This window comes from Bacillus sp. CPT56D-587-MTF, from assembly GCF_058792335.1.
Map to the genome: position 1 here is coordinate 2,644,732 of NZ_JBYTEF010000001.1, position 25,144 is coordinate 2,669,875.

Consider the following 25,144-nt stretch of genomic DNA (forward strand, 5'->3'; position numbering starts at 1 on the left):
TCGCACCTCTTTTGCATGTATTAATAGGTTAGTTTGTCCTAACAACTTCTTTAAGTTTTCCTATTATTTTCGCTATAGCCTCAATTGAATTTTCCGTTTCATATCCCCCAACATTTACAGAATGATTTACATTTTTGACAACTTCAATCTGTAAATTCGTTTTATATAACTGATCAATTTGACCTGCATTGTATTGGTGATCTTTATCCCCAATAACTAAAAACCCTTCGTGTCGACTATGTAAGATAGAATCAAAAATTGTATCAAACGTCAGTAAAGGTGTAAATAGTATCATTTTTGACTGCGCGAATTCTTCTCTCCTCATTAAATCATTTGCAATCGGAATTGTTCCGAGTGACTTCCCTAAAAACATAGTCTCGTTGTATTGCTCATCTTTTAATACTTCATTTATTACCGGATTAATATCATCCATCATTACTTTCGTTACTTCTTCCATTGGTTTATTCATTAATTGTCCATCATAAGAATAATGAATATGTACAACATCTATTTTATGTTCAAGCATTAACATCGTCGCGTAATAAAATAACGGCTTATCATAATTGTATCCTGAACCTGAAAACATAAAGCAAACGGTACTAGAACCTTTTTCGATATGTGTGTAATAAATTACTTTGTCATTTATATGTACCTCTTTTTTAGTTCCCTTCACCATTTTCCCCTCCGAATACATTTACTTTTGTAATACGATATGTTCTGTGTGAACTGATACATCCTTTACTTTCTCTTTTATAAATGCAGGCTGTAAGTTATATGTATGCAGTTCTTCTACTGGCACCCATCTAAACAAATACGTTCTACCCTCTTCTTCCAAAATATATTGATCCGCTCCACTCGCAGGTAACTCATGTAGCTCTACTTCATAATAAAAACTAATTTCATGAAACTTTCGCTCAGAAAGTGTAAAGAAATTTTCTACTGACCATATTAACCTTTTCCTTTTAATAGGAACACCTATCTCTTCCGCAAGCTCTCGTTTTAATGCATCTTCACTATTCTCTAGCATTTTTACTCTACCACCGGGTACATACCAATAATCTTCCCCTTTGTTTTGAAGAATAAGTATTTTATTATCATGTTTACAAATTGCTCCGACGCGGTAGTTAAAACATGTTTTTTCAACTTTGAACGTAAGATCCATCCGTAATGCCCCCTTATATAATTAATATTTAATTATTACAAAACGATTATGTAATTACTGTACGAATAAGGTTACTAAATTTATCCACTTCATTCAATCATTTTCGAATTTTCCAAACTTTTGTTTTTCATCATTACAAGTATATATACATATGTTACAATCACATTGCACACTAGAAAACATTATGGGGGTACGGATGGAAACGTTATTAATCCAGCAAACTGAGAAATCAAATAAGTTTTGGAAAATCGTTGTGAAAGAAAAAGACTACGTTGTGTTTTACGGAAAAATTGGCACAGCTGGTAGTGTAAAAGCGAAAGAGTTTGAAACAGAAGAAGAATGTATGAAAGAAGCTACTAAACTAGTTGCTTCCAAACGTAAAAAAGGATATATAGACCCTATTCAAGGGGAAGATTACATAAAAGAAAAGACGATAACCGAAGAAGAATTTTGGGAACTACTCGCTCGTGCAAAAACGAAAGGTGAGGACCAAGAAGAACAAATAGAATGGCTTACTTCTCACCTTGCTAAACGTACAGTACATGAAATTGTTGCTTTTGATACGCATATGCATCGTATTTTAAAAGATTCCTATACCTCCCGTTTATGGGCAGCCGCTTATATTATTATGGGTGGCTGTTCAGATGATCCTTTTGATTACTTCCGTGGATGGTTATTATATCAAGGAAAAGAGACATACGAAGCTTGTATTGAAGATCCAGAACGATTAATTCCTGTATTAGAAAATTTGAGTGAGTATGACGTTCCAGAAATAGAAGAACTTTCTTTATATTTCGGTTTCACTGTATATGCAGAAAAAACTGGTGACGAAGATGATACTTACTTTACACTTTACCATGTCTTATCTAATGAAGAATTCGACGATGTTGATTTTGAATTTGACTGGGATGAAGACGATGAAGAAGGTTTAAAAAAGATGTTTCCTAAGCTATGGGAGATGTATGGGGAAGAACCGATTGAGTGGTAGATTCATATTAGGACTCTGTTTAACCAATAAACAGAGTCCTTTTTTCACAAGATTCTTATTTAAACTCTCTTTCTTTCATACCACTTATCCAATAACACCTTTTCTCTTTCCCCTGAAATACCTGCTTTTAATTCCCATTCTTCCGTACTCTCCATCCACTCATACACATCTGTAACTGTCTCTTCTATTCTTCTAAAAGTAAGCCCTTCATTAACCGCACTTTCGATACAAATAGAAAACCCGCCTCTCCACGGCTTCGTCTCACCATCTAATGGGAAAGTTTCTGGAATCCACAAAGGCATTTCTGTCCAAGGCTGCACATTATGTTCACTCATAAACGATTCGTCTACCCAAACAAATTCAGCATCACTATTCGTAACCTTTTTACACGTATTTAATAGCTCTTCCATCGTCAATTCATCATTCGGACCTGTTACATTGAATATACCTGCTTTATTGTTTTCTGCCATGTTGAGTCCAAAGTATGCAACATCTTTTATATCAACTATCTGCACTGGACGGTCTTTTCTTCCTGGAACTAACACTTCTCCTCCCTTTGCTATACGCCCAATCCAGTATGGAAGTCGATCCGTATAATCAAACATTCCCGAAAGAAGTCCCGCTCTTACGTGTAAAACACGCCCCGGCCAATACTTCTCTGCTTCTTTTTCGCATAATACTTTCAGTGCGCCATAATGCTCATAAGGAGATATTTCACCATTCTCTACACCCTTTATTTGCTCTTCCGTTGGTTCAGGTTGTAATATATAGTCTTCTTTTATGTCATGCGGAATCCAATCTTTATATACGGAAAGGCTTGAGATGAATATATAATGTTTTATATTATCTTTTAAGACATCTCCAATATTCCGAATGTGATGTGGAGAAAACCCACATGTATCCACGACAACATCCCATTTTCGATTTTCTAAACTTGATACATCGTTATTTCTGTCACCGATTAATTGCTCTACTTCAGGAAAAATTTCTTTGTTCGTTCCGCGATTAAATATTGTAACTTCATGCCCTCTTTTTAAAGCCTCGCCTCTTCTACTAATGCTCTTCCTAAAAAACGTGTACCACCTAGAATTAGAATTTTCATGGTTCTCCCCCATTCATCATTAAAAACCCTTTCTTTTGTTAAACGAATTTCTATCATAAAAAGTTACGGGGGATTTGTTATTTTACTTTAATCCTACAAATAAAAAGAATCCATTTTGAAAAATTAATCAATACGGATTCTTACATTAGATATAATTATTGAATTACTAACTCCGCACAACTTCCCCATCAACTAACTCAATAATTCTATTACACTTATTTGCTACCTCAATATCATGCGTTACAATAATAATCGTTCGTCCTTCTTCATTCAGTTGTAATAATAGATCCATAATTTCTTCTCCTGTTTTTCTATCTAAATTCCCTGTCGGTTCATCAGCCAAAATTATTTCTGGTTCACCTACTAACGCTCTTGCAATTGCGACTCGCTGCTGTTGTCCACCTGATAGCTCGTCAGGTGTTTTATGCATATGTTCTTTTAAACCTACTTTTTCTAAATAGAACTTCGCCTTATTTTTTCTTTCCCGTTGCTTTAACTTTCTATATGTGAGTGGTAGCACTACATTATCCAGTACAGTATGTTCTTTTAACAATGCAAAATATTGAAAAATAAATCCGATCATTTCATTTCTTGTTTTATGAACTTTATTTGCTCTAATTTCAGTTAATGTTTTTTCATTTAACGTATATTCACCCTCATTTGGCAAATCAATTAACCCTATAACATTTAATAGCGTACTTTTCCCCGATCCTGATCGACCCATTATCGCTATAATTTCGCCCTTATCTATCGTTAAGTTTATACCGTTTAATGCGAACGTATTGTGATTCTTGTTACTATACACCTTCTTAATGTCTTTCAATTCAATTAAACTCATTATTCCATCCCACCTATTAATGTTTTCGGTTCAAGCTTTCTAATAAATAAAAAGACAATTACATTTGAGACAACGATGATCAATAATAAGAATAGAAATACTAAAAATAATATAGGCATATCCAATTTAAAGTCTAATGCCGATACTGCTTTAAAATCCTTCGACATTTGCAATAGAGTCCCATATCTCCATGAAAAGTAAGCTATTGACATTCCTAAGCCAACTATTGCTACAATAATGTTTTCTATAACAATTTGAATAAACATTCCAAATTTACTTTCGCCAAAAACTATTTTTATACCAAATTCCCTCTTTCTCATCAAGATAGAAATAATAGTCGTTACTACAATTCCGACGATTGAGAATAAAATAAATAAGATTCCGACTATCAGTTGAGGTATTTCAGAATAGCTGTTAAGAGTAACATCTATATTTATTTCATCACCTAAATTTTTCAAATAAAACGTACCGCCGTTTCCTTTAAGTTGAATTGATTTTTCTAGTTTCTTTACATCTGCATCTTTTCGTAAATGTAAAACTGTACTTTGATGCAGTCTTAAAAACATTCCTTCATAATTTTCATATCTATTAGATGACATAGGCATTATCATTGCGTAATCCAACTTCAAATAAACGTTCGTTGTATTATTATCTACGATAAATTTATTCTCTGGTAAAAAGCCTATAATTGTATATTGATTATTAATTGTATCCCCAACTTGAAAATATTTCTTAAAGTAAGAACCCATTAATACTTTTGTTTTTTCTTCACTATTTTTTGGAAAATCTTCATGCAAGAAACCCTCTTCAGGTTTTAAAGGTAAACCTAACAATTTATAGTAATTTTCATCTACAACAATTGTTTGAATAGTAGGTCTTTCATCGTGAAACGTTTTATGTTTCAAATCAGCAATCATACTATTTTGAAGTTGCCTATTACTTGATTCTATTTCAATTAAACTCTCCTCGTATGTACCATACGAAATCACATCTTTATTTTGATGAATTGTTTTATAAACCTCTTGAATTTGCTCTTTATTAAATTGATTGCTTTGTAACCTATCTGTCGTCCTTTCAAAAGTAACTAAATATGTTTTATCCACATTTAATGCTGAGCTGGATTTATCGTTTAGATGGTGTAAATTATAAAATACATTAATTGAACTCGCTATAGTTGCTAATCCAAATGTAATCTGTATTAGAAGAAGTACGGAAAATAGAAATCTCTTTTTTAATGCTAGGAACGCACTTTTTATTCTCATCATTTTTACTCCTTTAATGCTTTAGCAGGTTCACTTTTAAGCACATATACAAATGGTATTACAGAGAGAATGAAAGCTATAGTAAGTGAAAAAAATACACACATTACAATATGAGTAGACTGTAAACTAATATTATAGCTTGTAAACTCTATAATACTTTCACTCAAAATGCTGAAAATCCATTGTATGCATATTGCACAGGCTGATGCAGTGATTGCACATAAAAATAATTGACTAAATATAAAAATAAAAAGATTTACATTACTTGCTCCCAAAGCTTTCCTTAACGACAAACTTTTTTTCTTCGTATAAATCCAATAATAACTTACTATTATACTGGTAATGAAAGCTATACATAAAAGCCTATATGGAAAACTGAGTAACTCTTCTACGGCTTCACTTGAGTTTTTTTCCTTCTCATAGTTCTCTTTTTCACTAATTACTTTGGCATTTATATCTTTATTGTTCTGTTTCATATGCTGTATGAAAGTTTCTATTTCCTTGATAGGGTTTTCGTTAGAACGAACAATCATTTGGAATGTATTATCTTTTTGTATCATCTGTTTCACTTCATCTGGCATGTCATTTAGTGAGACGTAAATTTTAATATTATACTCATATCCAGTATTTTCTCCAGCTACGCCTTTAACTGTATATTCCTTATTAAATAATTTTATTGTTTCCATATCCTTATAAATTTTCTTCCCCACTATTACACTATTTTTTTCATCTTGTCCCATCTGAGAACCTTTTAGTAAAGGTGGAGACCAATTTTTATTAAGGAGACCATTCATTATTACGTGGCCGATATCCGGAATAGTAATACGAATATCATTTGTAATAACGCTAGCGTTTTTAAAATCAGATTCTACTAACGTCTGAAATTGTTCGAAATTGATTTCCCCCATATTAGTAAGTCGAACAGAATAGTAATAATTAAAATAACCATTCTTACTATCATAAAATTTCTCATCATAATAATCTCGCGTCGATATTGCAATCAGGATTGGCCATATTGTCAATACAAATCCAATAAATAACATAATGAATATTGTTTTGTTCACCACTATTTCTTTTAATACTAGATTCATATATCCTCCTCATTTTAAAAACCGTGAAAATGGTATTTATCCTTTTTCACGGTTTTTGTTGATTTTTATTTAATTACCATTTCCTTAGAAGTGTACGCACTATCCCCTACCATTATCCATTCATGACCCGAATAACCTCTGGTCACCGGTCCTTTGGATGCAACGCTAACGTTTATACGATCTGAAGTTTTAGCATCATACAATGCTAACTCTTTAGAAGTCCCATCATCAAAGCTAGCTCTTACAGTCATCTTGTAAAAATGAGGTTCGTTCTTTTTCGCAGTATAGGCAGTTGCCTTAGCTTTTGCTCCGCTTCCTGTCCACGTTGCATTATTATCCCAACTAATCGAAGCAAATGAAACGGAAGAAACCATACCTAATAAAGAAGCAGTTAATCCTATAACAGCTAAAGTTTTTTGAAGTAGGCTTTTCATATATTCTTAATCTCCCTTTTTAAAATATTCACTTAAATATTTAAGTATTTTTAGGCCTTGTCCTCATTATACATAAAAAAAATAACCATATATCGATAAAGTCTAATATTTACATTTATTCACGCAATTCTTACATTCCCCTGAAATTTCCGTCATAAAACAAAAAGATGGTATGAAGCTCCAATTCACACCATCTTTTTACTAAAATTATTTATTTAACCGTATACAAGGAAGAATATATTCCACAATCAATTCCCATCTATCCCGTGCATTCGGCATAATTTCAGAAGCAATTACTACAACCAAATCCTGCATCGGAATACAACAAATCATATTCCCACCATCACCCATTGCACAATACGAATAGACACCCTCTTCTTCTCGTAACCACCATAAGTAACCATATTGATTTTGGTTCATTTCTGTCGATTCTTTTATCCATGATTTTGATAGTATTTGTTTTCCATTATGAGTACCTTCATTCAAATACAGCTGTCCAAACTTAGCCATATCTTTAACTGTTAACGTTAGTCCCCAGCCGCCTGTCGAAATACCATTTGGATCATGAACCCATCCTTTTACATCTTTTCCGAATAAGTCATCAAATCCAAACGCTTTCATATTGTAGTTTGGAATTTCTCTCATACCGAGTGGCTGAAATAGCTGTTCATTCGCGAATTCACGCGCACTTTTTCCTGTTACGCTCGTAATAATTGCTGATAGTACATGCGTTCCTGCAGATGAATATTTAAAAGATCCAATTTCTCCGCCGTTTCCTATCCTATTTAACGTATACTTTACCCAATCTCGTTGCATACATAGTTCTTCTAACGGCTCCTGCCAGTCTACGAAAGGATGTGGAGCTGTCATTGTCAACAGATGTCGTACTGTTATTTCAGATGAATTAACGTTATATTCCGGGAAAAATTCTATTACTCTTTGATCAACGCTTTTTATATAGCCCTTATCTATACATATCCCAATTAGCGCAGAGATTATCATTTTTGTGACTGACGCTATGTGAAATGCATCATCTGGACCGTGCCCGTTATAATATTTTTCAAAAATAACATTACCTTTCTGCACTACTAACATACCATTCATATTTTTGTATTCTTCTTTTATAATCAGATCTAACTTTTCAGCAATTTTCATTATTCTTTCCCCTTTAACCTATAATTAAAAAGGTTCGATAGGTACATATATATCAACTATATGTTTATGCTTTGGATGCTGCTTTGGGTCATTTCTATATACTTCAAAAGGATACGAATCTCTCGGTTTATATCCGCTATTTGGAAGCCACTCACCATATATAAAGTCCCATGCTCCTTTATATTCATCTTGGCATATTTCAAAATGTCCTACTGCATACTTTCCAGAAGGTATTACCATTATTCCAACGTCGTTCGTTTCTACTGTGGATTCATATGAAATTGTTACACATAAACTTGTTCTTAAATGATATTCCTCAGTAAATTCATGATGATCGTGGTAAATGGTTAATACTTTCGTATCATCAAATACATGATAGTTTTGCTTAGCTGCGTAATGAAATAGTTTTTCTATCATTTCTGGAAAAGCTATAGTTAACTCCTCATATGTACCGATATGTCTTATGTATGCGACGTTTATATCGTCCGCTGTTACAATTTCAACATTTCCTCGAACCTTCTTACATTCATTGTATTGAGAAATTCCCCTTACGTCTTTGCAATTCTTGCTATTGTCGTTTCGATATTGAGATGGACTTACGCCGTAATAATTTTTAAATGTTCGGGAGAAAACTGCTGAATCTGTGAATCCGAAGTGATACGCAATATCTGTAATCGTCATATCTGTCCGATATGTAAGTAGATGTGTTGCCCTTTCTAACTTCAATCGGTTTACATACCGTGATAATGACTCGTTTACTATCCCCTTAAAAATCCGATGAAAATGAAACTTTGAAAATCCTGCTACATCCGCTAACTCTTCAATTGAAAGTGAATCATTTATGTTTGATTCTATATAATCTTGCACTTTATAAATGCGTCGTAAGTATTCATTTCTACTTTGTTTACTCTCCATACTTTTAGCTCCTCACAACAAAAAGGCTAACTTTTCGCTAGCCTACTTTTACACATGTTTCAAAAATAAAACTCTACTACCGCCGTTCCCATCATAATTTGTATGTACCGATACACCCTCTATCTCATCATCCCCAGCCTCAATTCGAAAACCGATTTCTTGATGAAACTGTATCGATTTTTTATTAACTGGTGACGTAATTGCTTTTACAACTTTACAATTATTTGCACGTGCGACATCAAAGAAATACGAATACAATGTCGATGCAATTCCTCTTCTTCTATACTTCGGATTTACCCCGATAAAATGAACGTACGCTTCCTCTTTATGCGTTTGCGAAAAGAATCCGCATAAGAAACTTAACGTTTCGCCATCTTCTTCAATGATAAAACTCGTTTCTTGAAAGTGAACGAAAAACAATTTTGGCAACATGGCAGCCATGTCTCTCCCGCCCCACCAATCATTTAAAACAGAATGAATCTTTACATAATCTTCCCCTTGGATGTTTCTTACTCGCATATGTTTCTCCCTCTCACTCACTTCATTTTTTCATAAATTTTAATGACTGTTTCTACTAAAAGGATGAATACCCATATCCCGCAAAATACAAGAACAGACTGGAATAAAGAACCTAGCATAACAATACTTATTAAACCTAATTCTGGGCCTGAAATGGACATTTCATCAAATCCTATATTATGTATAAATGGACCGGTTGAAAAAGCCATTAAAATAGATGCTATTAAATAAATCACACTCATTATTTTTAATATTTTTATAGAAAGATACGAAGTTTGTTCTTGCTCCACTTGTGATAATTCGATTTCACCGCTCACAATTCCTTTTTGTAAACAGTCCTCACATAGAAATTCTTCCTTAATTTTTTTACCACCGTGCAATGTACCTGTAATTTCTTTACAGCGCGAACACTTTCGATTTATCATTTTGTTATCACTCCAATCTCGTAAGATTATACTTATACAATTCTATTTTTACCTTATTATTCCTTTTGTGTATTTTATAGAGAGGTGACGTGTCTTATGATATCTAAACTTATTTTTGGTTATAAAAAGCCTACTGAGCAATATGTATTACGACCTAGTTGTTATGCAATTATTTTTAACTCAACCTCTTCAAAGATTGCTATTATCCAAAAAGGAGACCGTTATTTTTTACCTGGTGGCGGTATGGAAGGTACCGAAACAAAAGATGAATGCTTACATCGTGAACTACTAGAGGAATTAGGATGGGCAATTGAAATTAATCAATATATCGGTAATGCAATGCGATATTTTTATGCGGAAAAAGAAGATACATATTATTTAAACGATGGATTTTTTTATATTGCGAACATGGTGCAGAAACGAACTGGAAACTGTGAGGAGGATCATGTTTTAAGGTGGATGTCTCCATTACATGCTATAGAATATTTACTTCATGATCATCAAAAATGGGCTGTTGAACAAGCGCTTTTATTACGAAACAAAAAATGATCTCCTTCTATATGAAAGAGATCATTTTTACTGTTAGCTTACCTTTTTCAAATTGAGAGCTGGCTTTTTGATTCCACCTTTTTTTACAACATATAGACCCACAAAGATAATAAGTCCGCCAACCAGTTGCATCATATTGATTTGCTCCCCTATTGTTACTGCCGCAAAAATAACTGCGAACAACGGTACAAGATACATATAAACCATTACTTTCGTTGAGCCTATTTGACTAATACCGACATACCACATTGCAAGTCCGAAGATTGTCGCGAAGACGATTGAATATGCTAGAGACCCCCAGCTTGGCATGTCTACTGGCCACGTTAATGTATTTACGTTGAATAAACAATATACAACGAGAGGTACAATTCCAATTAAAGTTGACCAAGATGTGACTCTCATTGCGGAATATTTTGTTATAAGAGGTTGCGCTAATATTGGATACCATCCCCACGCAATCGCTGCGACTAATCCAATTATGTTTCCGAGCCACGCATATTCGTAAGTAGTTCCTCCTGTATGTCCTGTTAATAAAACGAATGCTGCACCAATAAACGCTACTATTGAACCAATTTGTACTTTCATCGAAAAACGTTCTTGTTTGTGCAATACTGCTAATATCCCTGTAAAAATAGGTGACATCGCAATTAATAATGAGGCGTTCGTTGCTGAAGTATATTTCACAGATAGCATAAACATCGTTTGATACATTGTCGTACCAACGATACCGACTGCTACTAATCGTAACCAATCTTTTCTTTCAATACGTAATGAGCGTTCCATTAAAAATGTAATAAGTAATAATACCGGTGATGCTACTAAAAATCGTAAACTATTAAATTGAATGGATGACATATATACCACTCCATACTTTCCTATTGTATAATTTGCTCCCCATACTAATGCAACTGATACTAGGAGCCATTCCATTTGCCATCGTTTCATCCGAATCTCCCCTTCCCTATTTAGCATAGTAAAATTGGCTGGATATAACACCGTCCAATTGGCTGTTTTTTTACCCAGCCAATTTGCTATACTTGATGTATATAAGAGATACGGAGGCGTTTTTTATGGAATGGAAACTAGATAGTGACAGTAAAATCCCTATTTATCAGCAAGTTGTTGACTTTATTGAAAAACGTATTACATATGGAGAACTTCCTCCAGGAAGCTTCCTTCCTTCAGAACGGAAATTAGCTACGCAGTTAAATGTAAACAGAAGTACAGTAACGACTGCTTATAATGAACTACGTGCTATGGGAATTGTAGAGAGTACGACTGGTAAAGGAACACGCGTGAGTACACATATGTGGGGTGTTTCTCCAACATTAACACCCAACTGGAGAAATTTCGTAGAAGGTGGTACTTTTTTACCAAACTTACCACTACTCCGCCATATTCGGGCAGAAGTACAACAAAATGAAAATATTATTGATTTTGCAAACGGAGAGCTCGGTTGTAATCTTTATCCCCACGATCAACTACAAGCGATTTTACGTGAACAACCGTTAACGCATTCATTAAGTTACGATCATCCGCAAGGCTATCTCCCGCTAAGACAAGCGGTCGTAAAATATATGAAGGAATATTTAAAAGTTGAGGCGACTGAACAATCCATTATGATTACATCTGGCGCACAGCAAGCACTTCACCTTATCGTGCAATGTTTATTAAATCCAGGTGATGCTGTTGCTTTCGAAAGTCCTTCACACTGTTATTCCCTGCCTCTATTCCAATCAGCAGGTATTCGTATTTTCCCATTACCTGTTGATGAACACGGCATTAACCCAGATGATGTACAGGAGTTATATAGAAAGCACCGCATTAAAATGATTTTTTTAAATCCAAATTTCCAAAACCCTACGGGGACGATGCTTCATCCAAACCGTAGAAAAAAACTATTATCACTTTGTGCAGACTTACGAATTGCGATTGTGGAAGATGATCCGTCTAGTTTACTTACGCTAGAAAAGAAACAACCTTGCCCTACTTTGAAATCAATTGATGAAAATGGAACTGTCATTTATGTACATTCTTTATCAAAAATGATTGCACCAGGCTTACGAGTTGGTTGGCTCGTTGCCCCGCAGTCTGTAGTAGAAAGGTTATCCGACGCAAGGCACCAAATGGAATTAGGAATGAGTATTTTCCCGCAGTGGCTTATGCAACAATTTTTTGAAACTGTACCATTTCAGTCGCATATCGTACCGTTACGAAAACAACTAGCAGAAAAAAGAGACGTTATCGTCCACGCTCTAAACGAGCAACTTCATGATAAAATCTCTTTTTCAAATCCGACCGGTGGAATATACATATGGGGAAAATTAAAAGAACCGATAAACGAAAAGCAACTTATTATGCAAAGTTTAAAACAAGAAATTGCTTTTATGCCAGGTAGTATTTTCGGCGCAAAAGATGGTTATATACGTTTATCTTATGGAAAAGTGAATATTAATCAAATTGAGGAAGGTATTTCTCGTTTGCGGGAGGCTATTTGGGTTTGTGAAAAGTAACTTTAGATACAAACCCTCGTTTGACAAAACCTAAATCTACCATTATCATCAACACGAACCTAGTTATAGGAGTGATACCAATGAAAATCTATGTTGATGCAGATGCTTGCCCTGTAAAAGATGTAATTATTTTTGAAGCAACGAAGGCAGAAATTCCTGTTACCCTCGTTACAAGCTTTTCTCATTATTCTAATGCAGAGCAGCCAAAAGGTGTGGAAACAATTTATGTTGATTCTGGAGCAGATGCTGCGGATTACCGAATTATGCAGTTAGCCCAAAAAGAAGATTTAATCATAACACAAGATTACGGTCTTGCTTCGCTCGCTTTAGCAAAAGGTTGTATCGTACTACACCATAAAGGCTATAAGTATACGAATGATAACATTGAACAATTGTTACAAACACGATATTTAAGTGCAATGGTTCGAAAAAGTGGTAAACGTACAAAGGGACCGAAACCATTTACAGCAGAAGATAAAGAAAAATTTAGAGCGCTCTTTAAAAGTATGATCGCACTGTAGAAATGAACCGTCTATTTGTAGAGAAAGAAAAGAAGAGAATATCCAAATGAACATTCTCTTCTTAAGGCTTACCCGTTTAAAATGAAGGTAAATTATCTAAGTTATTTTCTTTTATTCCATCAGGTTCACTACGTATAATATCTCTGCCATACTTATGAAATACGTCCACATGAGCTAATTTCCCTGATTTCGCTTCACTAAGAGCAGTCATATAATCTAACTCTCTCCCGCTACTTGTTTTAAACGCAATTAAATCTCCATCATCATTTTTACGAACAGCAACAATTTGTTCTGCTCCTGGAGTAACTTCCTGAGCTATTTCAAATTGAGCTTGCTCTTCTCCTTGATGTAAATAATCATTATACACTTTTTCAAAGTCTTTTTTGTCCATAAAACTCACCTCCAACACATTTTATTAGTATGGTTGGGATGTAGTGGTTTTATGTGTTTTTTTACCAACTCAAAAAGTCTACACTACTTCCAAAAAACACCCCAGATCATGCTTTTTAAACCTTTACCGCTAAATTTAAGCTAAATTTAAGTGTTAATATTTTCCTAAAAACATTATAATTTATTATATCGAAAAGAAATATGAAATGGAGAATGATTATGTTGAATATAGATATTAATCGTTTAACTAATATTTGTTTACATTATCAGCAATCTAGATTTTATGTTACTAGAATCCCTAAAGATTTCTTGTCAATTGCGCAAAAGCGTTTTTCTATACCGACAGATGATCAAATTATCGCATTTTTAAGTTGTAATTTATTTGGATCAGGAAAATATGGTGTTTACTTTACAAGTTCGGGTTTATACTGGAAAAATTGGTTATTAGGAAAAGGAAATATGAAATGGAATCAATTAAATGAAGTGCAAAAAATCGAAATTGATAAAGATGGTTTTTTATCTTTTGATGCCCAAAAAAGTTTTAATATTAACGGGAGTGATTATCCACCACTGTTATTTAAAGAATTACTTATAGCTCTTACAAATTCATTTCAAGATTCAAGGCAAAATGAAATACACCCGGTTATAAATGTAAATGAGATAAAATCAATCTGCTCTTTGTTTGAGACACACGATGAATTATTAGAACCTGATAATGGCTTATTTGTAGATACTCATATTTCCGAAAAAAAGTTAAACGAAATTGGAGCACGATACATTGTTCCAAAAGAAGAACAAATCATTGCTTTTTTAGATACATCTGTTCTTGGTAATTTAGGTAAAGGATCGGACGGAGTATTAATTTGTCAATCGGGTATATATTTTAGAGAAACCTTTGTACACTTGTATTTCCCATGGCATATCTTCAGAAATACCCCTATTACTTTGAATTCAACCGAATTAGAAATCGGAAAAGGAAACATATTTCACCTTCAACATGCTAGAATGCCTAGCCAAGAGATTCTATTATTCATCAAGAATTTAAAACAATATGTTACTAGGGTGTGTCTAAAAACTGTTGTTCATTGTGTTAATCGAAAAATGGCAGCGATATACACAAAGGCTAAAAAAGAAGATGCCAGCTTATCATACCGTGTTGCGATTCTACGGAAATGCTTGATTTTATTGAAAAAACACTCCACTAAATGGCGTTCTTTATATAAATACCAATCCACATTCCAAGGAGCTTTCGCATTTGATCTGGGTGGAATGGTATAGGTTGCTTCATGATTGGTAATATAGTTACGAATCGTATGAGAACCATAGGCTTTGTCACCAAGAATATTGCTGCCCTTAATTGGTATTTCATCCAAAAGCTCGCAAACTGGAGTGCTATCAAAAATATTTCCGCCAGTCAAATGAAATAAAATGGGGTTGCCTAAACCATCAACAATTGTATGGATTTTGGTAGTTTTTCCACCGCGACTCATGCCAATATGCTGATGAAACTCATGATTTATGGCCTTTTTTTTGCACCAGCACTATGTTGATGCGCTTTGATACTGGTTGAATCTATGCTGAGATTTTCAAAATCCGGTTCAGCATTTAATTCTTGAAAAATGGTCAGTAGGACACCTTCATCACGCCATTTGCAGAAGCGAGCATACACGGTTTTCCATAAGCCGTAATGGTCCGGCAAATCACGCCAGGGAGCGCCGCTCCTAGCTATCCATAAAATAGCATTGAACATTTCACGATTACTTCTTTTAGGCGGACGACCAGTAGAATACGGTGGGAAAAAGTCTTTGATTTGTTCCCATTGTTCATTTGTAAGTTCGTAGCGGCGTGGCGTCATAGAAAATACCTCTCTCTAAATGGTTTGAGGTAATCCTACCATAGAAATAGTTTTTAGACACACCCTAGTTTATATGAAGAAAATCCGCAATTACATATTTAATAAACTCATTATCACATATAAGCTCATATATAGTTAAGGCTAACATTTCAATTCAACTAAAAAACCGATTATATTTGTAGGCAACCCACAAATATAATCGGTTTTTAAATCTTAATCTTTACTTAAATGCTCATTTATACTGGAATCAAGTAATAGACTATTTATTCTTTTTTTAATATCTACGCAATCCTTTCAAAGTCTCCAATACATCATCTGTAAAGGCTGTATTACCCTCTGTCTCTAAAACTCTAAAATATAAACTTCTTAAGAAAGCTCTAATATTATGTACTAAAATAGCATGCTGCGGATGTCGGATGTCTTCAACAGTTGCTATACTATGTAACCAGTTGCTCCACTCTTCTTCAGTTAAAAGATTTTGGTTACGTAACGACATAATTGGTGCTACTAATCTCTCATCCTCAAAGTGAATGTATACGTAGTCATGTAAGCGTACCTTCTGACGAACGGCAGCTAGTATTGCATATGAGAACTCACGATTTTGGATTGTACGTGCTAAAGCGTCGAGCGCATCTGCTGCATGTGCAGTAGAGTGTGCCCAGCCTTTTCCTTCTACGTAGCCTCTTACATCTTCTTCTAAATATACATATTCCAGCACTTGTTCTGCCACACTGTACAGTTGTTCTTCAGATAACAGTGGTTCTCTTTCATGAACAGATAAAATAAGTGGTGGAATTAATACGGAGAATGCACGTTTAAAAACAGAGTCTGTTCCCTTTTCACCAATTTTATAAAATAAATAATCAGGGCTAATTGCTTGCAGCATTAATCCTCGTAATTCTTTTTGTCTAAATACATCATTTGTAATCCATGTGTGAAGCGTACTATAAATTAAATCATCACGTAATTCAGCATCAGGTGATCCGATATAATCTAACATCCACTGCGCATATGGATATGCATCCACATCTTCTGGTACAGCATAATTGTTATTTTTAATTTGTAGTAGTTCTTCTTTTAGTTCTAGTACTTCATTCATTATATTTCTTGTCCCCTTTTTGCGTTTTTTAACATATTTTCGCCTTATCCCCTGTAATTGCCTATCCTTATATGAACTTGATTCAATTATATATAATTTATCCTAATAAATAAAAGGAAATACATTAAAATATCGCAGTCTATCACTTTGTTTACATGCCTTTCATGTAAGTTTAAGTTATAAAATAAAGTTTGTTTTTTCTTTTGTATTCAAACATAGTTACAATCCAAGGTTGTATCATTTTAGAACTTGTTTAATAAATTCTGTTTTAGCTTTTGTGTATGCTTCTCTATCTTGTTTAAATTTTTTAGCTAAATCTTGTTTAAGATTTGAATACTCATAAACTAATTGTGGATTTTCTCGTAAGTGGTTGCGAAACAAAAGTTGTTGCTCCCATCGCTCAGTTCCTTTAACCATCAAATGCAGGTGAGCTACACGCCTATTATTCTTAACTTTCACAAAGAACCTTCTCCAAGGTCTTTCATCTAATTCTGGGCTTACATAATGCCAATTATATATGGCCAATGTAGCTGAAATATCTAGTACTCTTTCAAAAGAGTCTATTTCAGCCATTAGATCAATGATAGGTTTTGCAGGTAAATCAGGTATGGATGTACTTCCTATATGTATTACTTTGCTTATACCGAGAGGAGCAAGCAGTTCATATAGTTGCTGTTCTTCACATCGGCCTTTATCTTGCCAATCAGGATTTGCACTAACTATCTCTACTGACTCATTCGCCCATACAGGCCAATCGTTCGGATTCTCTTTTTTATCCATCTAATATCTCCCCTGTAATTAGTCTACATAACATAATTATAAACAACAAATATTGATTTATATTTCTCCTTATTTCCCCTTAAATCCTCGATACAGTGCAGTCCGTAATTCTTGTTTGTATTCTGCAATTTCTGGCATTTCGAGTTCTTCTGCTAATCTGATAGCTAATTCAATATCATACGGTACTCGTACAAGTTGAATAGAAAAGCTCGCCGCTTCTTTTTCATTATATGTTCCTTCAAATATTAAATAGGAAGCTTGCGTTATTTCAAGTGGGTTTCCTACGCTACCGGCATTACATAACGTTTTCCCTCTGAAATTTTGAACGAACGCTTGGTGAACATCGCCGTAACAAACGACATCTGGTTTTCTTTCTCCTTCTATATTTTCTGTCAGATCACTATTTTCGAACATACTAATACGTTCTTCTCTTGAAGCGTGTGGTTGAATTCTTTCATATAAACTTCTCGGTGAAGCGTGAAACATACGAATGAGTTTTCCACTCATAAAAAATTCGATTGAAAATGGTAAACTTCTTAAATAATCATTTTGTTCTTCCGATAATTGTTTTTGATGCCATTTTAATGCTTCAAATTCAGTCGGCTTTGTAATAAAATCATCCCAGTTTCCCATTACGACTACTTCACATTCTTTACGAATGATTTCAATTGCTTCACTGGAATGAGGTCCTTTTCCTACTAAATCTCCAAGGCAAATAATGCGCTCGATTCCTCTTAATTTAATATCATTCAACACGGATTCTAATGCTTGAATATTACCGTGAATATCTGAAATTACTGCTATTTTATCCATATAAATTACTCCTTTATTTATTAAATTCGCTTGATTGATACCATTTTGGAATATAGGATGAAAAATCATTATGATCTTCTAAAATCCCATTTAATCTTTCCTTCATATCATCTAATAAATATGGTGTGCTTCGGTTTGTCCATACGATATCAGCCGGGAATATCATTGCTGCATATAATGAGTACAGTTTCCAAAAATGTAGATCAGGTTCTCCTCCGCAATAACCGTGAACTTGTCCAACCGCAAATGGTTTGCTTATATTCGTTGTAAATAGTGCTACTTTATAAAAATCATGAATAGGATCACCAATATCGAATCTAGCAAAATCAATGACAGCCCGAAACTCATTTTGGTCAATCATTATATTAGCCGGATGAAAATCGTCATGTAAAAATACGATGGGACGATTTTTTAATAAATCTTTATGATTTCCTACAAAATCTATCACTGTATTTAAACGAAAAAAGTCTACTTCATATTCTTTCAACGCTTCTAAGTATCTCTCATATTTACTCCATATAGACATTTCCCATGAATTACCTTTATCTTCTTTTTCAACTAAATGAATCTTTTTTAGTACTTCTCCAGCCTTTTTTCCAGCCCTATACTGCTCTTCTGTAGACAACGTTCTTAATATATCTTCACCATCTAATCCATCAATCCATTCAAAAACTTGTACACATTTATTGAATTTAGTAAGACTAATAAAATGAATTAATTTTGGCATAGGAATATGTAAAGAATCTAGCTGCTGCATATATTCATATTCTTCCTGCTTCCGTTCAAAATATGATGAATCGCATACTTTAATAAAATACGAGGCCCCACTCTCTAATTCAATTTTATATTTCTCATCGAATGAAAAGCCTTTTGAAATAACAGTCGCTTTTAACATACGAGGCCATTCTAGTATTCTCTCTATCTCCCTAAGCATTTCTTTCACAACGTTCACCTCTATTAATATATGTACAAACTACCTAGCATTTCATGCTCTCGTTTATTTCCACCTTTAAACTCTACTGCAAATGGATATTCGCCATTCTTATTCAAATGTTCTAGTACTAGCCCTTCTCCAATCGGTTCACAAAACTGCACATGAATATTTCCAAACACTACACTTTGACTCTCAGCATTCCATTTTTCATTTTTCACAACTGAGCTTGTAGATAGTCCCATTACTTTTTTCCATTTCCGTACTGTTTCTCGAACATTTTTTACTGCGTAATGAATCGTTTCAATTTGTTGCACTTTGTTTTTATGTTCAGTAATCGTCCCACTGTTACGTAAATCGTTTCTTCTTTCTTCGTCCGTTTCATTCCACTGTATAAAGAAAGGTAATTTCGGTCCGTTCTCTTCTTGCTTAACGAATAACATTTTCCATTCTAAAAGTCGGCCATCTTTTCTCATGCGTTTCCCTTCAAATGGCCCTATCGTATGTAAGCCGTACTTATTAAAGTTAACTGCTAGCTCCTCAATTGCATCTGTTCGGATCGCGATTTGTAGCATTCCTTCTCCATTTTGTAGTTTCACCACTGTTTCTTGTACTAATGGATTTTCTGCTTCTTTCGCTTTTTCTTCATATTGAACTGCTAAAAATTCTATATATGATAAATCAAAATAACTTAAACTATTCCAAGTACCCCAATTCGTATGCTCTCCGCCTAATACAGTATGAAATCCAAGTTCCTGCATTTGTTTTGCCGCTTCCTCCGGTGTACCATGAACTGCGTGAACAAGATGATCAAATCGTAACATGTCTTTCTCCCCTTTCTCTCCATCCTTTTATTGTATATTTTATTTTTCTTTCATTCAATTCAAAAACTTTAAAACCTAGTTGATTTATACGATTAATATGTATTATAATGAAACAAATTTAATTATTGCTGATTGGAAAAACCAAAGGCACTTTTCTCATACGGGAAAAGTGTCTTTTTCATTTATTATTACAGGGGGATTATTTATGCAGAAATTAATTGTCTTTGCTATTATTGGATTTTTCGCTCAACTGATCGATGGAGCACTCGGAATGGCGTATGGGGTAACGTCTACTTCACTATTATTAATGTTTGGTATTGCACCGGCTGTAGCTTCCGCATCGGTTCATTTAGCTGAAGTCGTTACAACTGCAGCTTCTGGCGCATCTCATATCAAATTTGGAAACGTTGATAAATATACAGTTTCCAGGCTTACATTACCTGGGGCAATCGGCGCATTTGTTGGGGCATGTTTTTTAAGTAATTTGCCTGGAGATGTAATCAAACCGTACATTTCCGTATTTTTATTTACTTTAGGGGTTTATATTTTATTACGATTCATCATTCAAAAACAAATTGTCACTTCAAATAAGCGTATGTCTGCAAAACAACTTGTGCCGCTTGGTTTATTCGCTGGATTCGTTGATTCAACTGGTGGCGGTGGTTGGGGGCCGATTACGACACCTGTTCTTCTAGCAAGAGGAAATGAAGCTAGAAAAGTTATTGGATCTGTAGATACGAGTGAATTTCCTGTTTCACTCGCTGCAACAATCGGCTTCTTCATCTCACTTGGCTGGGAACAAGTAAGCTGGGTTTGGGTATTTTCTCTCATGCTCGGTGGTATCGTAGCGGCACCAATCGCGGCATGGCTAGTTCGCATCGTTCCTTCTCATTTACTTGGCGTATTAGTTGGTGGTCTTATTATCTTTACAAACATTCGTACACTGCTTACTACATTTAAAGTGGATCCAACTATTATTTCACTTTCTTACGTTGCAGTTGGTCTTGTCGTTATTATTTCTATTTTCATTGCTGTTCGTAATCATTCCAATCGTCCTAATACGTCAACGGCTGAGTATCCGAATGATCAGAAGCAAATGCTACCATAACTATAAAAAATACCGCTCAATTTAGAGCGGTATTTTTTATTTTTCTATTTTCCAATTAATCATCATTTCTGTAGCATTTACTCTCTTCATATGTAACTTTTCTAAAACACGCATCGAACTATAATTATCTAGAAGTGTCTCTGCAATTATTGTTTCTACCTCACCTGTTTTGAAAGCCCAATCGATTAGTTCTTTTACAGCTTCTGTTGCATAGCCCTGATTCCAATATTTCTCAATGAATCCATAGCCAATTTCTACTGTTTGATCCTCGTTTGGTTTCCCTTTAAACCCAATATCACCTAAAACGCTATCGTCTTCTTTTCGAAGAACATACCACGCCCCCCATGGTAATAAAGTTGCATCTTTTTTTACATTCTTTACATGCCCTACAATATGCGGACCGCTATTATATCCTTGCTCGTTAGCGACTTGAATCCTCTCTTCTGTACACGGCACTATATAGAGCCTTTCTGTTTCTAATTTCATTTTGATTTCCCCTTTTTGCTTAAACGTTACCCTAATTATAACAAATAATATGACTTTATTATGAATGTCGAATTATATTTTTCTGAATTTTCTTTTAATTTAGAGGGTTTTTCAATATTTTTTGCGAAACATTTGTATAACAATTTTTTCTTTGCTTATTGCTACATAATAGTAGGTTCGGGTGGAGTTTTGCAAGCGTTTCCTATACAATAACCGATATTCTTTGACTTTTCCTAACAAAATATCTTGCAATATATTCAGAAAGTCATTACAATTGCCATATATTAAAAATCTTAGCAATATATAAATCCTCATCAATCCGATGAGGTAGAGGTTGCGACTTTTAATAGTAAAACGGACGAGACACAGAGAATGTCAGCTGACTCCGTTTGAAAGGAAAAGTTGCCGAAGTTTATATTTCTTCTCTGGAAATATGAGCTGGGGCTGTCTCCGAAAGGAACAGAACTGTCACGTTTACAAAATTACCGTGTAAACGTGGGGTGCTATCTTAACGGAAGGGTATGATGGGGTGGTTATTTGTGAAACGTTCCGCCAAATTCCTTTGGCGGTTTTTTGTATTTTTCTCCCCCGCTCCTTCCTAACCTACAAGAAAAGGAGTGTTGAACATGAATAGCGCAACAAATCAATCTACCTCTAAAACGCAAACTACACAAGGACAAGGTGAATTAAAACGCGGATTAAAATCTCGTCACCTTACGATGATTTCTCTCGGTGGTACAATTGGTACCGGACTATTTCTTGCCAGTGGTGGTGTCATCCATACAGCTGGACCTGGTGGCGCATTAATTGCATACGCCGCAATTGGAATTATGGTTTATTTTTTAATGACAAGCTTAGCTGAACTTGCAGCTTACATGCCTGTTACTGGATCTTTTAGTACGTATGCAACAAAATTTGTTGATCCATCACTTGGCTTTGCACTTGGATGGAACTATTGGTATAACTGGGCAATTACGATTGCTGCTGAACTTGCAGCCGTAACATTAATTATGAAATTTTGGTTCCCAGATACCCCTTCTCTTATTTGGAGCGGATTATGTTTAGCTATTATTTTCCTTTTAAACTACTTATCTGTTAAAGGGTTTGGTGAATCTGAATATTGGTTCGCACTTATTAAAGTAGTTACGATTATTATCTTTTTAATTGTTGGTTTCATGATGATTTTTGGAATTATGGGCGGTGAAACGGTTGGATTTAAAAACTTCACTGTTGCAGATGCACCATTTAACGGCGGTATCATGGCAATTATCGGTGTGTTTATGGCAGCTGGTTTCTCATTCCAAGGTACTGAACTATTAGGAGTAGCTGCTGGTGAAACTTCTGATCCAGAGCGTAATATTCCGAAAGCGATTCGTTCAATCTTTTGGCGTATTCTTTTATTCTATATCCTTGCAATTCTCGTTATCGGTTTATTAATTCCTTATACAACTGAAAGCCTTGCTGCAAGTGATGTTACAGTAAGTCCGTTTACACTTATTTTTGAAAAAGCGGGCGTTGCCTTTGCTGCTTCTGTTATGAACGCTGTTATTTTAACGGCAGTACTATCTGCTGGTAACTCTGGTATGTATGCATCAACTCGTATGCTTTGGGATTTAGCTCGCCAAGGAAAAGCACCAAAGTTTCTTGGTAAATTAGATAGCCGCGGTGTACCTGTTAACGCATTAATCGTAACATCAATTGTCGGTAGTATCGCTTTCATTGCTTCTTTATTCGGTGACGGTGTTGTATACATTTGGTTATTAAATGCATCAGGAATGTCTGGCTTTATCGCTTGGGTCGGCATTGCAATTAGTCATTACCGTTTCCGTAAAGCGTATATCGCACAAGGAAAAGATTTAAATGACTTACCATATAGAGCAAAATGGTTCCCATTTGGTCCAATCTTCGCATTTACACTTTGTATCATCGTAATTTTAGGACAAAACTACGGCGCATTTATGGGTGAATCAATCGATTGGAATGGCGTACTCGTTTCTTACATCGGTTTACCACTCTTCTTAGTACTATGGTTAGGATATAAATTTACGAAAAAAACAAAAGTGATTCCACTTGATAAATGTGAACTAAAATAAAGTGAAACGAGCAAACAAATTTGTTTGCTCGTTTTTTGTTGCAAACCTCTTTCCTTCCCTATTGCTCCTGTTTTTGCCATAATAGAAGAAATATAAATAAAAGGTTGGGATACAATGAACATTCGCATTACTGATGAAGCAAAAGCAGCTATACATAGATTAGAACGTGAAGACAAAAAGATCATTCGCATTAGAGGAACAATGACAAACTCCTGTAGTATTTTCGTTGATGTCGATTTAATTTGGGATACATTTAACGCAGATGATGTTGTATATGAAGATGCGGAGCTTATCGTACAAATGGATTCATTTACGAAAGACTACACTGGTGATACAGTGAAGCTTGATTATAAGACGACAGGTTTTAGTATTACGACTCCGAGTGAGACTTTGGTTTATGGATTGTCGATTAAAAAATAAAAATTGTTTTCATTTGACCACCGAGGTGAAAAAATGGGTAAATATGTTCCGTTAAAATTTTTATTTAATGAAGAATTAGCAGAAAAAATAGCTGATTCTATTTGTAAACACGATCCTTGTTTCTCTAAAAGCATCTTTGTAGATTCTGTAGCTTGTAAAGTTGAAAATTTAGAGTTAAAACAGCGTATTGAAGTAATTGCAGATGAATTACACAATGCTTTACAAAAAGATTTTAATGCCGCAATACATATATTACTGAAAACATTAGGACCAGAAAATACAACAGAAGTAGGCACATTTACAAATGGATATATGTACATGCCTGTTGCAAAATACGTTGAAAAATATGGGCTTAACGATTTTAAAATCTCGTTTAATGCAATGTATGAAATAACGAAAAGGAATACTGCTGAATATGCCATTCGGCCCTTTCTTGAAACATACCATGAAGATACACTAAACATATTACAACAGTGGATTCATGACGAAAACAGCCACATTAGGAGATTAGTTTCTGAAGGTACAAGACCAAGGCTTCCTTGGGCTAAAAAAATAGGAGCTCTAAAAGGTGATTTTCAGTACAATTTACAACTTCTTGAACCATTAATGAATGACCCTTCTAAATATGTTCAAAAATCTGTAGCCAATCATATTAACGATATTACGAAAGAAGATAAAGAACTCGTTTTTCAGTGGTTACAGCAATTACGTGATAAACAGCATCCTATTAATCCTTGGATTATAAAACATGGGTTAAGAACAGTTATTAAAAATGGTAATTTACCAAAAGATTTTTGTTTTTAAATATTTTAAACAAAGCCGCTTATGCTTCAAAAATGAAGTATAAGCGGTTTTCCTTTTGAATACAGAA

General features: G+C 34.5%; 27 protein-coding genes, 2 pseudogenes and 1 riboswitch. Of the genes and pseudogenes, 9 read left to right on the forward strand and 20 right to left on the reverse strand.

Annotated elements, in window-relative coordinates; all coding sequences use genetic code 11:
- Positions 1–28: 28 nt before the first annotated feature.
- Positions 29–694, reverse strand: a complete 666-nt coding sequence (locus AC3WVZ_RS13550) for an alpha/beta hydrolase (protein ID WP_121868300.1) — start codon at positions 692–694, stop codon at positions 29–31.
- Entirely contained in the window at positions 695–1,162 is a 468-nt protein-coding gene (locus AC3WVZ_RS13555) for an NUDIX hydrolase (protein WP_017674163.1), read from the reverse strand.
- A gap of 196 nt (positions 1,163–1,358) precedes the next feature.
- Between AC3WVZ_RS13555 and AC3WVZ_RS13560 the strand changes: the two genes are divergently transcribed.
- On the forward strand, positions 1,359–2,150 hold the full coding sequence (locus AC3WVZ_RS13560; protein ID WP_000449122.1) for a DUF4240 domain-containing protein: 792 nt from the start codon (positions 1,359–1,361) through the stop codon (positions 2,148–2,150).
- A 59-nt stretch (positions 2,151–2,209) separates the two neighbouring features.
- Here AC3WVZ_RS13560 and AC3WVZ_RS13565 read toward each other — a convergent pair.
- The 9 genes and pseudogenes from AC3WVZ_RS13565 to AC3WVZ_RS13605 form a co-directional block, all read right to left on the reverse strand.
- Positions 2,210–3,252: pseudogene (locus AC3WVZ_RS13565) on the reverse strand (SDR family oxidoreductase).
- A gap of 166 nt (positions 3,253–3,418) precedes the next feature.
- Entirely contained in the window at positions 3,419–4,090 is a 672-nt protein-coding gene (locus AC3WVZ_RS13570) for an ABC transporter ATP-binding protein (RefSeq protein WP_233936479.1), read from the reverse strand.
- Positions 4,090–5,355, reverse strand: a complete 1,266-nt coding sequence (locus tag AC3WVZ_RS13575) for an ABC transporter permease (protein WP_233936481.1) — start codon at positions 5,353–5,355, stop codon at positions 4,090–4,092. Before AC3WVZ_RS13575 ends, AC3WVZ_RS13570 begins: the two co-directional genes overlap by 1 nt.
- Before the next feature lie 2 nt (positions 5,356–5,357).
- Positions 5,358–6,443: an FtsX-like permease family protein gene (locus AC3WVZ_RS13580; protein ID WP_059303694.1), complete on the reverse strand. Its 1,086-nt coding sequence runs from the start codon at positions 6,441–6,443 to the stop codon at positions 5,358–5,360.
- 65 nt (positions 6,444–6,508) lie between these two features.
- A complete protein-coding gene (locus tag AC3WVZ_RS13585; protein WP_000838688.1) occupies positions 6,509–6,877 on the reverse strand; it encodes a hypothetical protein in 369 nt (122 codons plus the stop codon).
- 207 nt (positions 6,878–7,084) lie between these two features.
- Entirely contained in the window at positions 7,085–8,032 is a 948-nt protein-coding gene (locus AC3WVZ_RS13590; RefSeq protein ID WP_059303693.1) for a serine hydrolase domain-containing protein, read from the reverse strand.
- 24 nt (positions 8,033–8,056) lie between these two features.
- Complete coding sequence (locus AC3WVZ_RS13595; protein WP_233936482.1) at positions 8,057–8,947, reverse strand: AraC family transcriptional regulator; 891 nt, start codon at positions 8,945–8,947, stop codon at positions 8,057–8,059.
- Between the two features lie 48 nt (positions 8,948–8,995).
- Positions 8,996–9,466 (reverse strand): GNAT family N-acetyltransferase, encoded by a 471-nt coding sequence (locus AC3WVZ_RS13600; RefSeq protein ID WP_088363867.1) that lies wholly within the window; start codon positions 9,464–9,466, stop codon positions 8,996–8,998.
- 17 nt (positions 9,467–9,483) lie between these two features.
- Positions 9,484–9,891 (reverse strand): DUF3980 domain-containing protein, encoded by a 408-nt coding sequence (locus AC3WVZ_RS13605; protein WP_233936484.1) that lies wholly within the window; start codon positions 9,889–9,891, stop codon positions 9,484–9,486.
- 96 nt (positions 9,892–9,987) lie between these two features.
- Between AC3WVZ_RS13605 and AC3WVZ_RS13610 the strand changes: the two genes are divergently transcribed.
- A complete protein-coding gene (locus AC3WVZ_RS13610; protein WP_233936486.1) occupies positions 9,988–10,440 on the forward strand; it encodes an NUDIX hydrolase in 453 nt (150 codons plus the stop codon).
- Between the two features lie 33 nt (positions 10,441–10,473).
- Here AC3WVZ_RS13610 and AC3WVZ_RS13615 read toward each other — a convergent pair whose 3' ends face one another.
- The gene (locus AC3WVZ_RS13615) at positions 10,474–11,385 is read right to left on the reverse strand and encodes a DMT family transporter (RefSeq protein WP_233936487.1); all 912 of its coding nucleotides are present in this window, start codon (positions 11,383–11,385) and stop codon (positions 10,474–10,476) included.
- Between the two features lie 125 nt (positions 11,386–11,510).
- Between AC3WVZ_RS13615 and pdxR the strand changes: the two genes are divergently transcribed.
- Positions 11,511–12,953, forward strand: a complete 1,443-nt coding sequence (gene pdxR / locus AC3WVZ_RS13620; protein WP_233936489.1) for a MocR-like pyridoxine biosynthesis transcription factor PdxR — start codon at positions 11,511–11,513, stop codon at positions 12,951–12,953.
- A gap of 80 nt (positions 12,954–13,033) precedes the next feature.
- Complete coding sequence (locus tag AC3WVZ_RS13625) at positions 13,034–13,474, forward strand: YaiI/YqxD family protein (RefSeq protein ID WP_000708751.1); 441 nt, start codon at positions 13,034–13,036, stop codon at positions 13,472–13,474.
- A gap of 76 nt (positions 13,475–13,550) precedes the next feature.
- Here the strand turns inward: AC3WVZ_RS13625 and AC3WVZ_RS13630 are convergent, their stop codons facing one another.
- A complete protein-coding gene (locus AC3WVZ_RS13630) occupies positions 13,551–13,865 on the reverse strand; it encodes a DUF3892 domain-containing protein (RefSeq protein ID WP_000358158.1) in 315 nt (104 codons plus the stop codon).
- 218 nt (positions 13,866–14,083) lie between these two features.
- Here AC3WVZ_RS13630 and AC3WVZ_RS13635 point away from each other — a divergent pair.
- Positions 14,084–14,920: pseudogene (locus tag AC3WVZ_RS13635) on the forward strand (hypothetical protein); the annotation flags it as partial.
- 26 nt (positions 14,921–14,946) lie between these two features.
- Here AC3WVZ_RS13635 and AC3WVZ_RS13640 read toward each other — a convergent pair.
- The 6 genes from AC3WVZ_RS13640 to AC3WVZ_RS13665 all read right to left on the reverse strand — a co-directional run bounded on the left by AC3WVZ_RS13640 (position 14,947) and on the right by AC3WVZ_RS13665 (position 20,166).
- Positions 14,947–15,719, reverse strand: a protein-coding gene (locus AC3WVZ_RS13640) for an IS5 family transposase (RefSeq protein WP_425594293.1) whose coding sequence is annotated in 2 segments (ribosomal slippage) — positions 14,947–15,389 and positions 15,389–15,719 — 774 coding nt in all. Because the reading frame shifts where the segments join, the coding sequence is not laid out codon by codon here.
- A gap of 274 nt (positions 15,720–15,993) precedes the next feature.
- The gene (locus AC3WVZ_RS13645) at positions 15,994–16,818 is read right to left on the reverse strand and encodes a DUF2785 domain-containing protein (RefSeq protein ID WP_233936490.1); all 825 of its coding nucleotides are present in this window, start codon (positions 16,816–16,818) and stop codon (positions 15,994–15,996) included.
- 237 nt (positions 16,819–17,055) lie between these two features.
- A complete protein-coding gene (locus tag AC3WVZ_RS13650) occupies positions 17,056–17,598 on the reverse strand; it encodes a GrpB family protein (RefSeq protein WP_053564111.1) in 543 nt (180 codons plus the stop codon).
- 69 nt (positions 17,599–17,667) lie between these two features.
- The gene (locus AC3WVZ_RS13655) at positions 17,668–18,411 is read right to left on the reverse strand and encodes a metallophosphoesterase family protein (RefSeq protein WP_000357655.1); all 744 of its coding nucleotides are present in this window, start codon (positions 18,409–18,411) and stop codon (positions 17,668–17,670) included.
- A gap of 13 nt (positions 18,412–18,424) precedes the next feature.
- Positions 18,425–19,354: an aminoglycoside phosphotransferase family protein gene (locus AC3WVZ_RS13660; protein WP_233936492.1), complete on the reverse strand. Its 930-nt coding sequence runs from the start codon at positions 19,352–19,354 to the stop codon at positions 18,425–18,427.
- Between the two features lie 14 nt (positions 19,355–19,368).
- Entirely contained in the window at positions 19,369–20,166 is a 798-nt protein-coding gene (locus AC3WVZ_RS13665) for a VOC family protein (protein WP_167316400.1), read from the reverse strand.
- 97 nt (positions 20,167–20,263) lie between these two features.
- Here AC3WVZ_RS13665 and AC3WVZ_RS13670 point away from each other — a divergent pair, with 97 nt between their 5' ends.
- Positions 20,264–21,274 carry a sulfite exporter TauE/SafE family protein gene (locus AC3WVZ_RS13670; RefSeq protein ID WP_002024365.1) on the forward strand — a complete coding sequence of 337 codons (1,011 nt, stop codon included), beginning with the start codon at positions 20,264–20,266 and terminating at the stop codon, positions 21,272–21,274.
- A 36-nt stretch (positions 21,275–21,310) separates the two neighbouring features.
- On the opposite strand, the gene AC3WVZ_RS13675 is transcribed toward AC3WVZ_RS13670, so the two are convergent.
- Complete coding sequence (locus tag AC3WVZ_RS13675; RefSeq protein WP_000764604.1) at positions 21,311–21,760, reverse strand: GNAT family N-acetyltransferase; 450 nt, start codon at positions 21,758–21,760, stop codon at positions 21,311–21,313.
- 320 nt (positions 21,761–22,080) lie between these two features.
- Positions 22,081–22,274, forward strand: a riboswitch (Lysine riboswitch).
- A 112-nt stretch (positions 22,275–22,386) separates the two neighbouring features.
- On the opposite strand from AC3WVZ_RS13675, the gene AC3WVZ_RS13680 reads away from it, so the two are divergent.
- From AC3WVZ_RS13680 to AC3WVZ_RS13690, 3 genes are all read left to right on the forward strand, one after another.
- Positions 22,387–23,853, forward strand: coding sequence for an amino acid permease (locus AC3WVZ_RS13680; protein ID WP_001083397.1), 1,467 nt, complete (start codon positions 22,387–22,389; stop codon positions 23,851–23,853).
- 114 nt (positions 23,854–23,967) lie between these two features.
- A complete protein-coding gene (locus AC3WVZ_RS13685; protein WP_002026004.1) occupies positions 23,968–24,273 on the forward strand; it encodes an iron-sulfur cluster biosynthesis family protein in 306 nt (101 codons plus the stop codon).
- 33 nt (positions 24,274–24,306) lie between these two features.
- Positions 24,307–25,077, forward strand: coding sequence for a DNA alkylation repair protein (locus tag AC3WVZ_RS13690; protein ID WP_000521693.1), 771 nt, complete (start codon positions 24,307–24,309; stop codon positions 25,075–25,077).
- Positions 25,078–25,144: the final 67 nt, after the last annotated feature.

Bases quoted from the DNA above. Each gene is read 5' to 3' on its own strand.
- AC3WVZ_RS13550 (WP_121868300.1), bottom strand. From the start codon at position 694: ATGTATTCGGAGGGGAAAATGGTGAAGGGAACTAAAAAAGAGGTACAT.
- AC3WVZ_RS13555 (WP_017674163.1), bottom strand. From the start codon at position 1,162: ATGGATCTTACGTTCAAAGTTGAAAAAACATGTTTTAACTACCGCGTC.
- AC3WVZ_RS13560 (WP_000449122.1), top strand. From the start codon at position 1,359: ATGGAAACGTTATTAATCCAGCAAACTGAGAAATCAAATAAGTTTTGG.
- AC3WVZ_RS13570 (WP_233936479.1), bottom strand. From the start codon at position 4,090: ATGAGTTTAATTGAATTGAAAGACATTAAGAAGGTGTATAGTAACAAG.
- AC3WVZ_RS13575 (WP_233936481.1), bottom strand. From the start codon at position 5,355: ATGATGAGAATAAAAAGTGCGTTCCTAGCATTAAAAAAGAGATTTCTA.
- AC3WVZ_RS13580 (WP_059303694.1), bottom strand. From the start codon at position 6,443: ATGAATCTAGTATTAAAAGAAATAGTGGTGAACAAAACAATATTCATT.
- AC3WVZ_RS13585 (WP_000838688.1), bottom strand. From the start codon at position 6,877: ATGAAAAGCCTACTTCAAAAAACTTTAGCTGTTATAGGATTAACTGCT.
- AC3WVZ_RS13590 (WP_059303693.1), bottom strand. From the start codon at position 8,032: ATGAAAATTGCTGAAAAGTTAGATCTGATTATAAAAGAAGAATACAAA.
- AC3WVZ_RS13595 (WP_233936482.1), bottom strand. From the start codon at position 8,947: ATGGAGAGTAAACAAAGTAGAAATGAATACTTACGACGCATTTATAAA.
- AC3WVZ_RS13600 (WP_088363867.1), bottom strand. From the start codon at position 9,466: ATGCGAGTAAGAAACATCCAAGGGGAAGATTATGTAAAGATTCATTCT.
- AC3WVZ_RS13605 (WP_233936484.1), bottom strand. From the start codon at position 9,891: ATGATAAATCGAAAGTGTTCGCGCTGTAAAGAAATTACAGGTACATTG.
- AC3WVZ_RS13610 (WP_233936486.1), top strand. From the start codon at position 9,988: ATGATATCTAAACTTATTTTTGGTTATAAAAAGCCTACTGAGCAATAT.
- AC3WVZ_RS13615 (WP_233936487.1), bottom strand. From the start codon at position 11,385: ATGAAACGATGGCAAATGGAATGGCTCCTAGTATCAGTTGCATTAGTA.
- pdxR (WP_233936489.1), top strand. From the start codon at position 11,511: ATGGAATGGAAACTAGATAGTGACAGTAAAATCCCTATTTATCAGCAA.
- AC3WVZ_RS13625 (WP_000708751.1), top strand. From the start codon at position 13,034: ATGAAAATCTATGTTGATGCAGATGCTTGCCCTGTAAAAGATGTAATT.
- AC3WVZ_RS13630 (WP_000358158.1), bottom strand. From the start codon at position 13,865: ATGGACAAAAAAGACTTTGAAAAAGTGTATAATGATTATTTACATCAA.
- AC3WVZ_RS13645 (WP_233936490.1), bottom strand. From the start codon at position 16,818: ATGAATGAAGTACTAGAACTAAAAGAAGAACTACTACAAATTAAAAAT.
- AC3WVZ_RS13650 (WP_053564111.1), bottom strand. From the start codon at position 17,598: ATGGATAAAAAAGAGAATCCGAACGATTGGCCTGTATGGGCGAATGAG.
- AC3WVZ_RS13655 (WP_000357655.1), bottom strand. From the start codon at position 18,411: ATGGATAAAATAGCAGTAATTTCAGATATTCACGGTAATATTCAAGCA.
- AC3WVZ_RS13665 (WP_167316400.1), bottom strand. From the start codon at position 20,166: ATGTTACGATTTGATCATCTTGTTCACGCAGTTCATGGTACACCGGAG.
- AC3WVZ_RS13670 (WP_002024365.1), top strand. From the start codon at position 20,264: ATGTATTATAATGAAACAAATTTAATTATTGCTGATTGGAAAAACCAA.
- AC3WVZ_RS13675 (WP_000764604.1), bottom strand. From the start codon at position 21,760: ATGAAATTAGAAACAGAAAGGCTCTATATAGTGCCGTGTACAGAAGAG.
- AC3WVZ_RS13680 (WP_001083397.1), top strand. From the start codon at position 22,387: ATGAATAGCGCAACAAATCAATCTACCTCTAAAACGCAAACTACACAA.
- AC3WVZ_RS13685 (WP_002026004.1), top strand. From the start codon at position 23,968: ATGAACATTCGCATTACTGATGAAGCAAAAGCAGCTATACATAGATTA.
- AC3WVZ_RS13690 (WP_000521693.1), top strand. From the start codon at position 24,307: ATGGGTAAATATGTTCCGTTAAAATTTTTATTTAATGAAGAATTAGCA.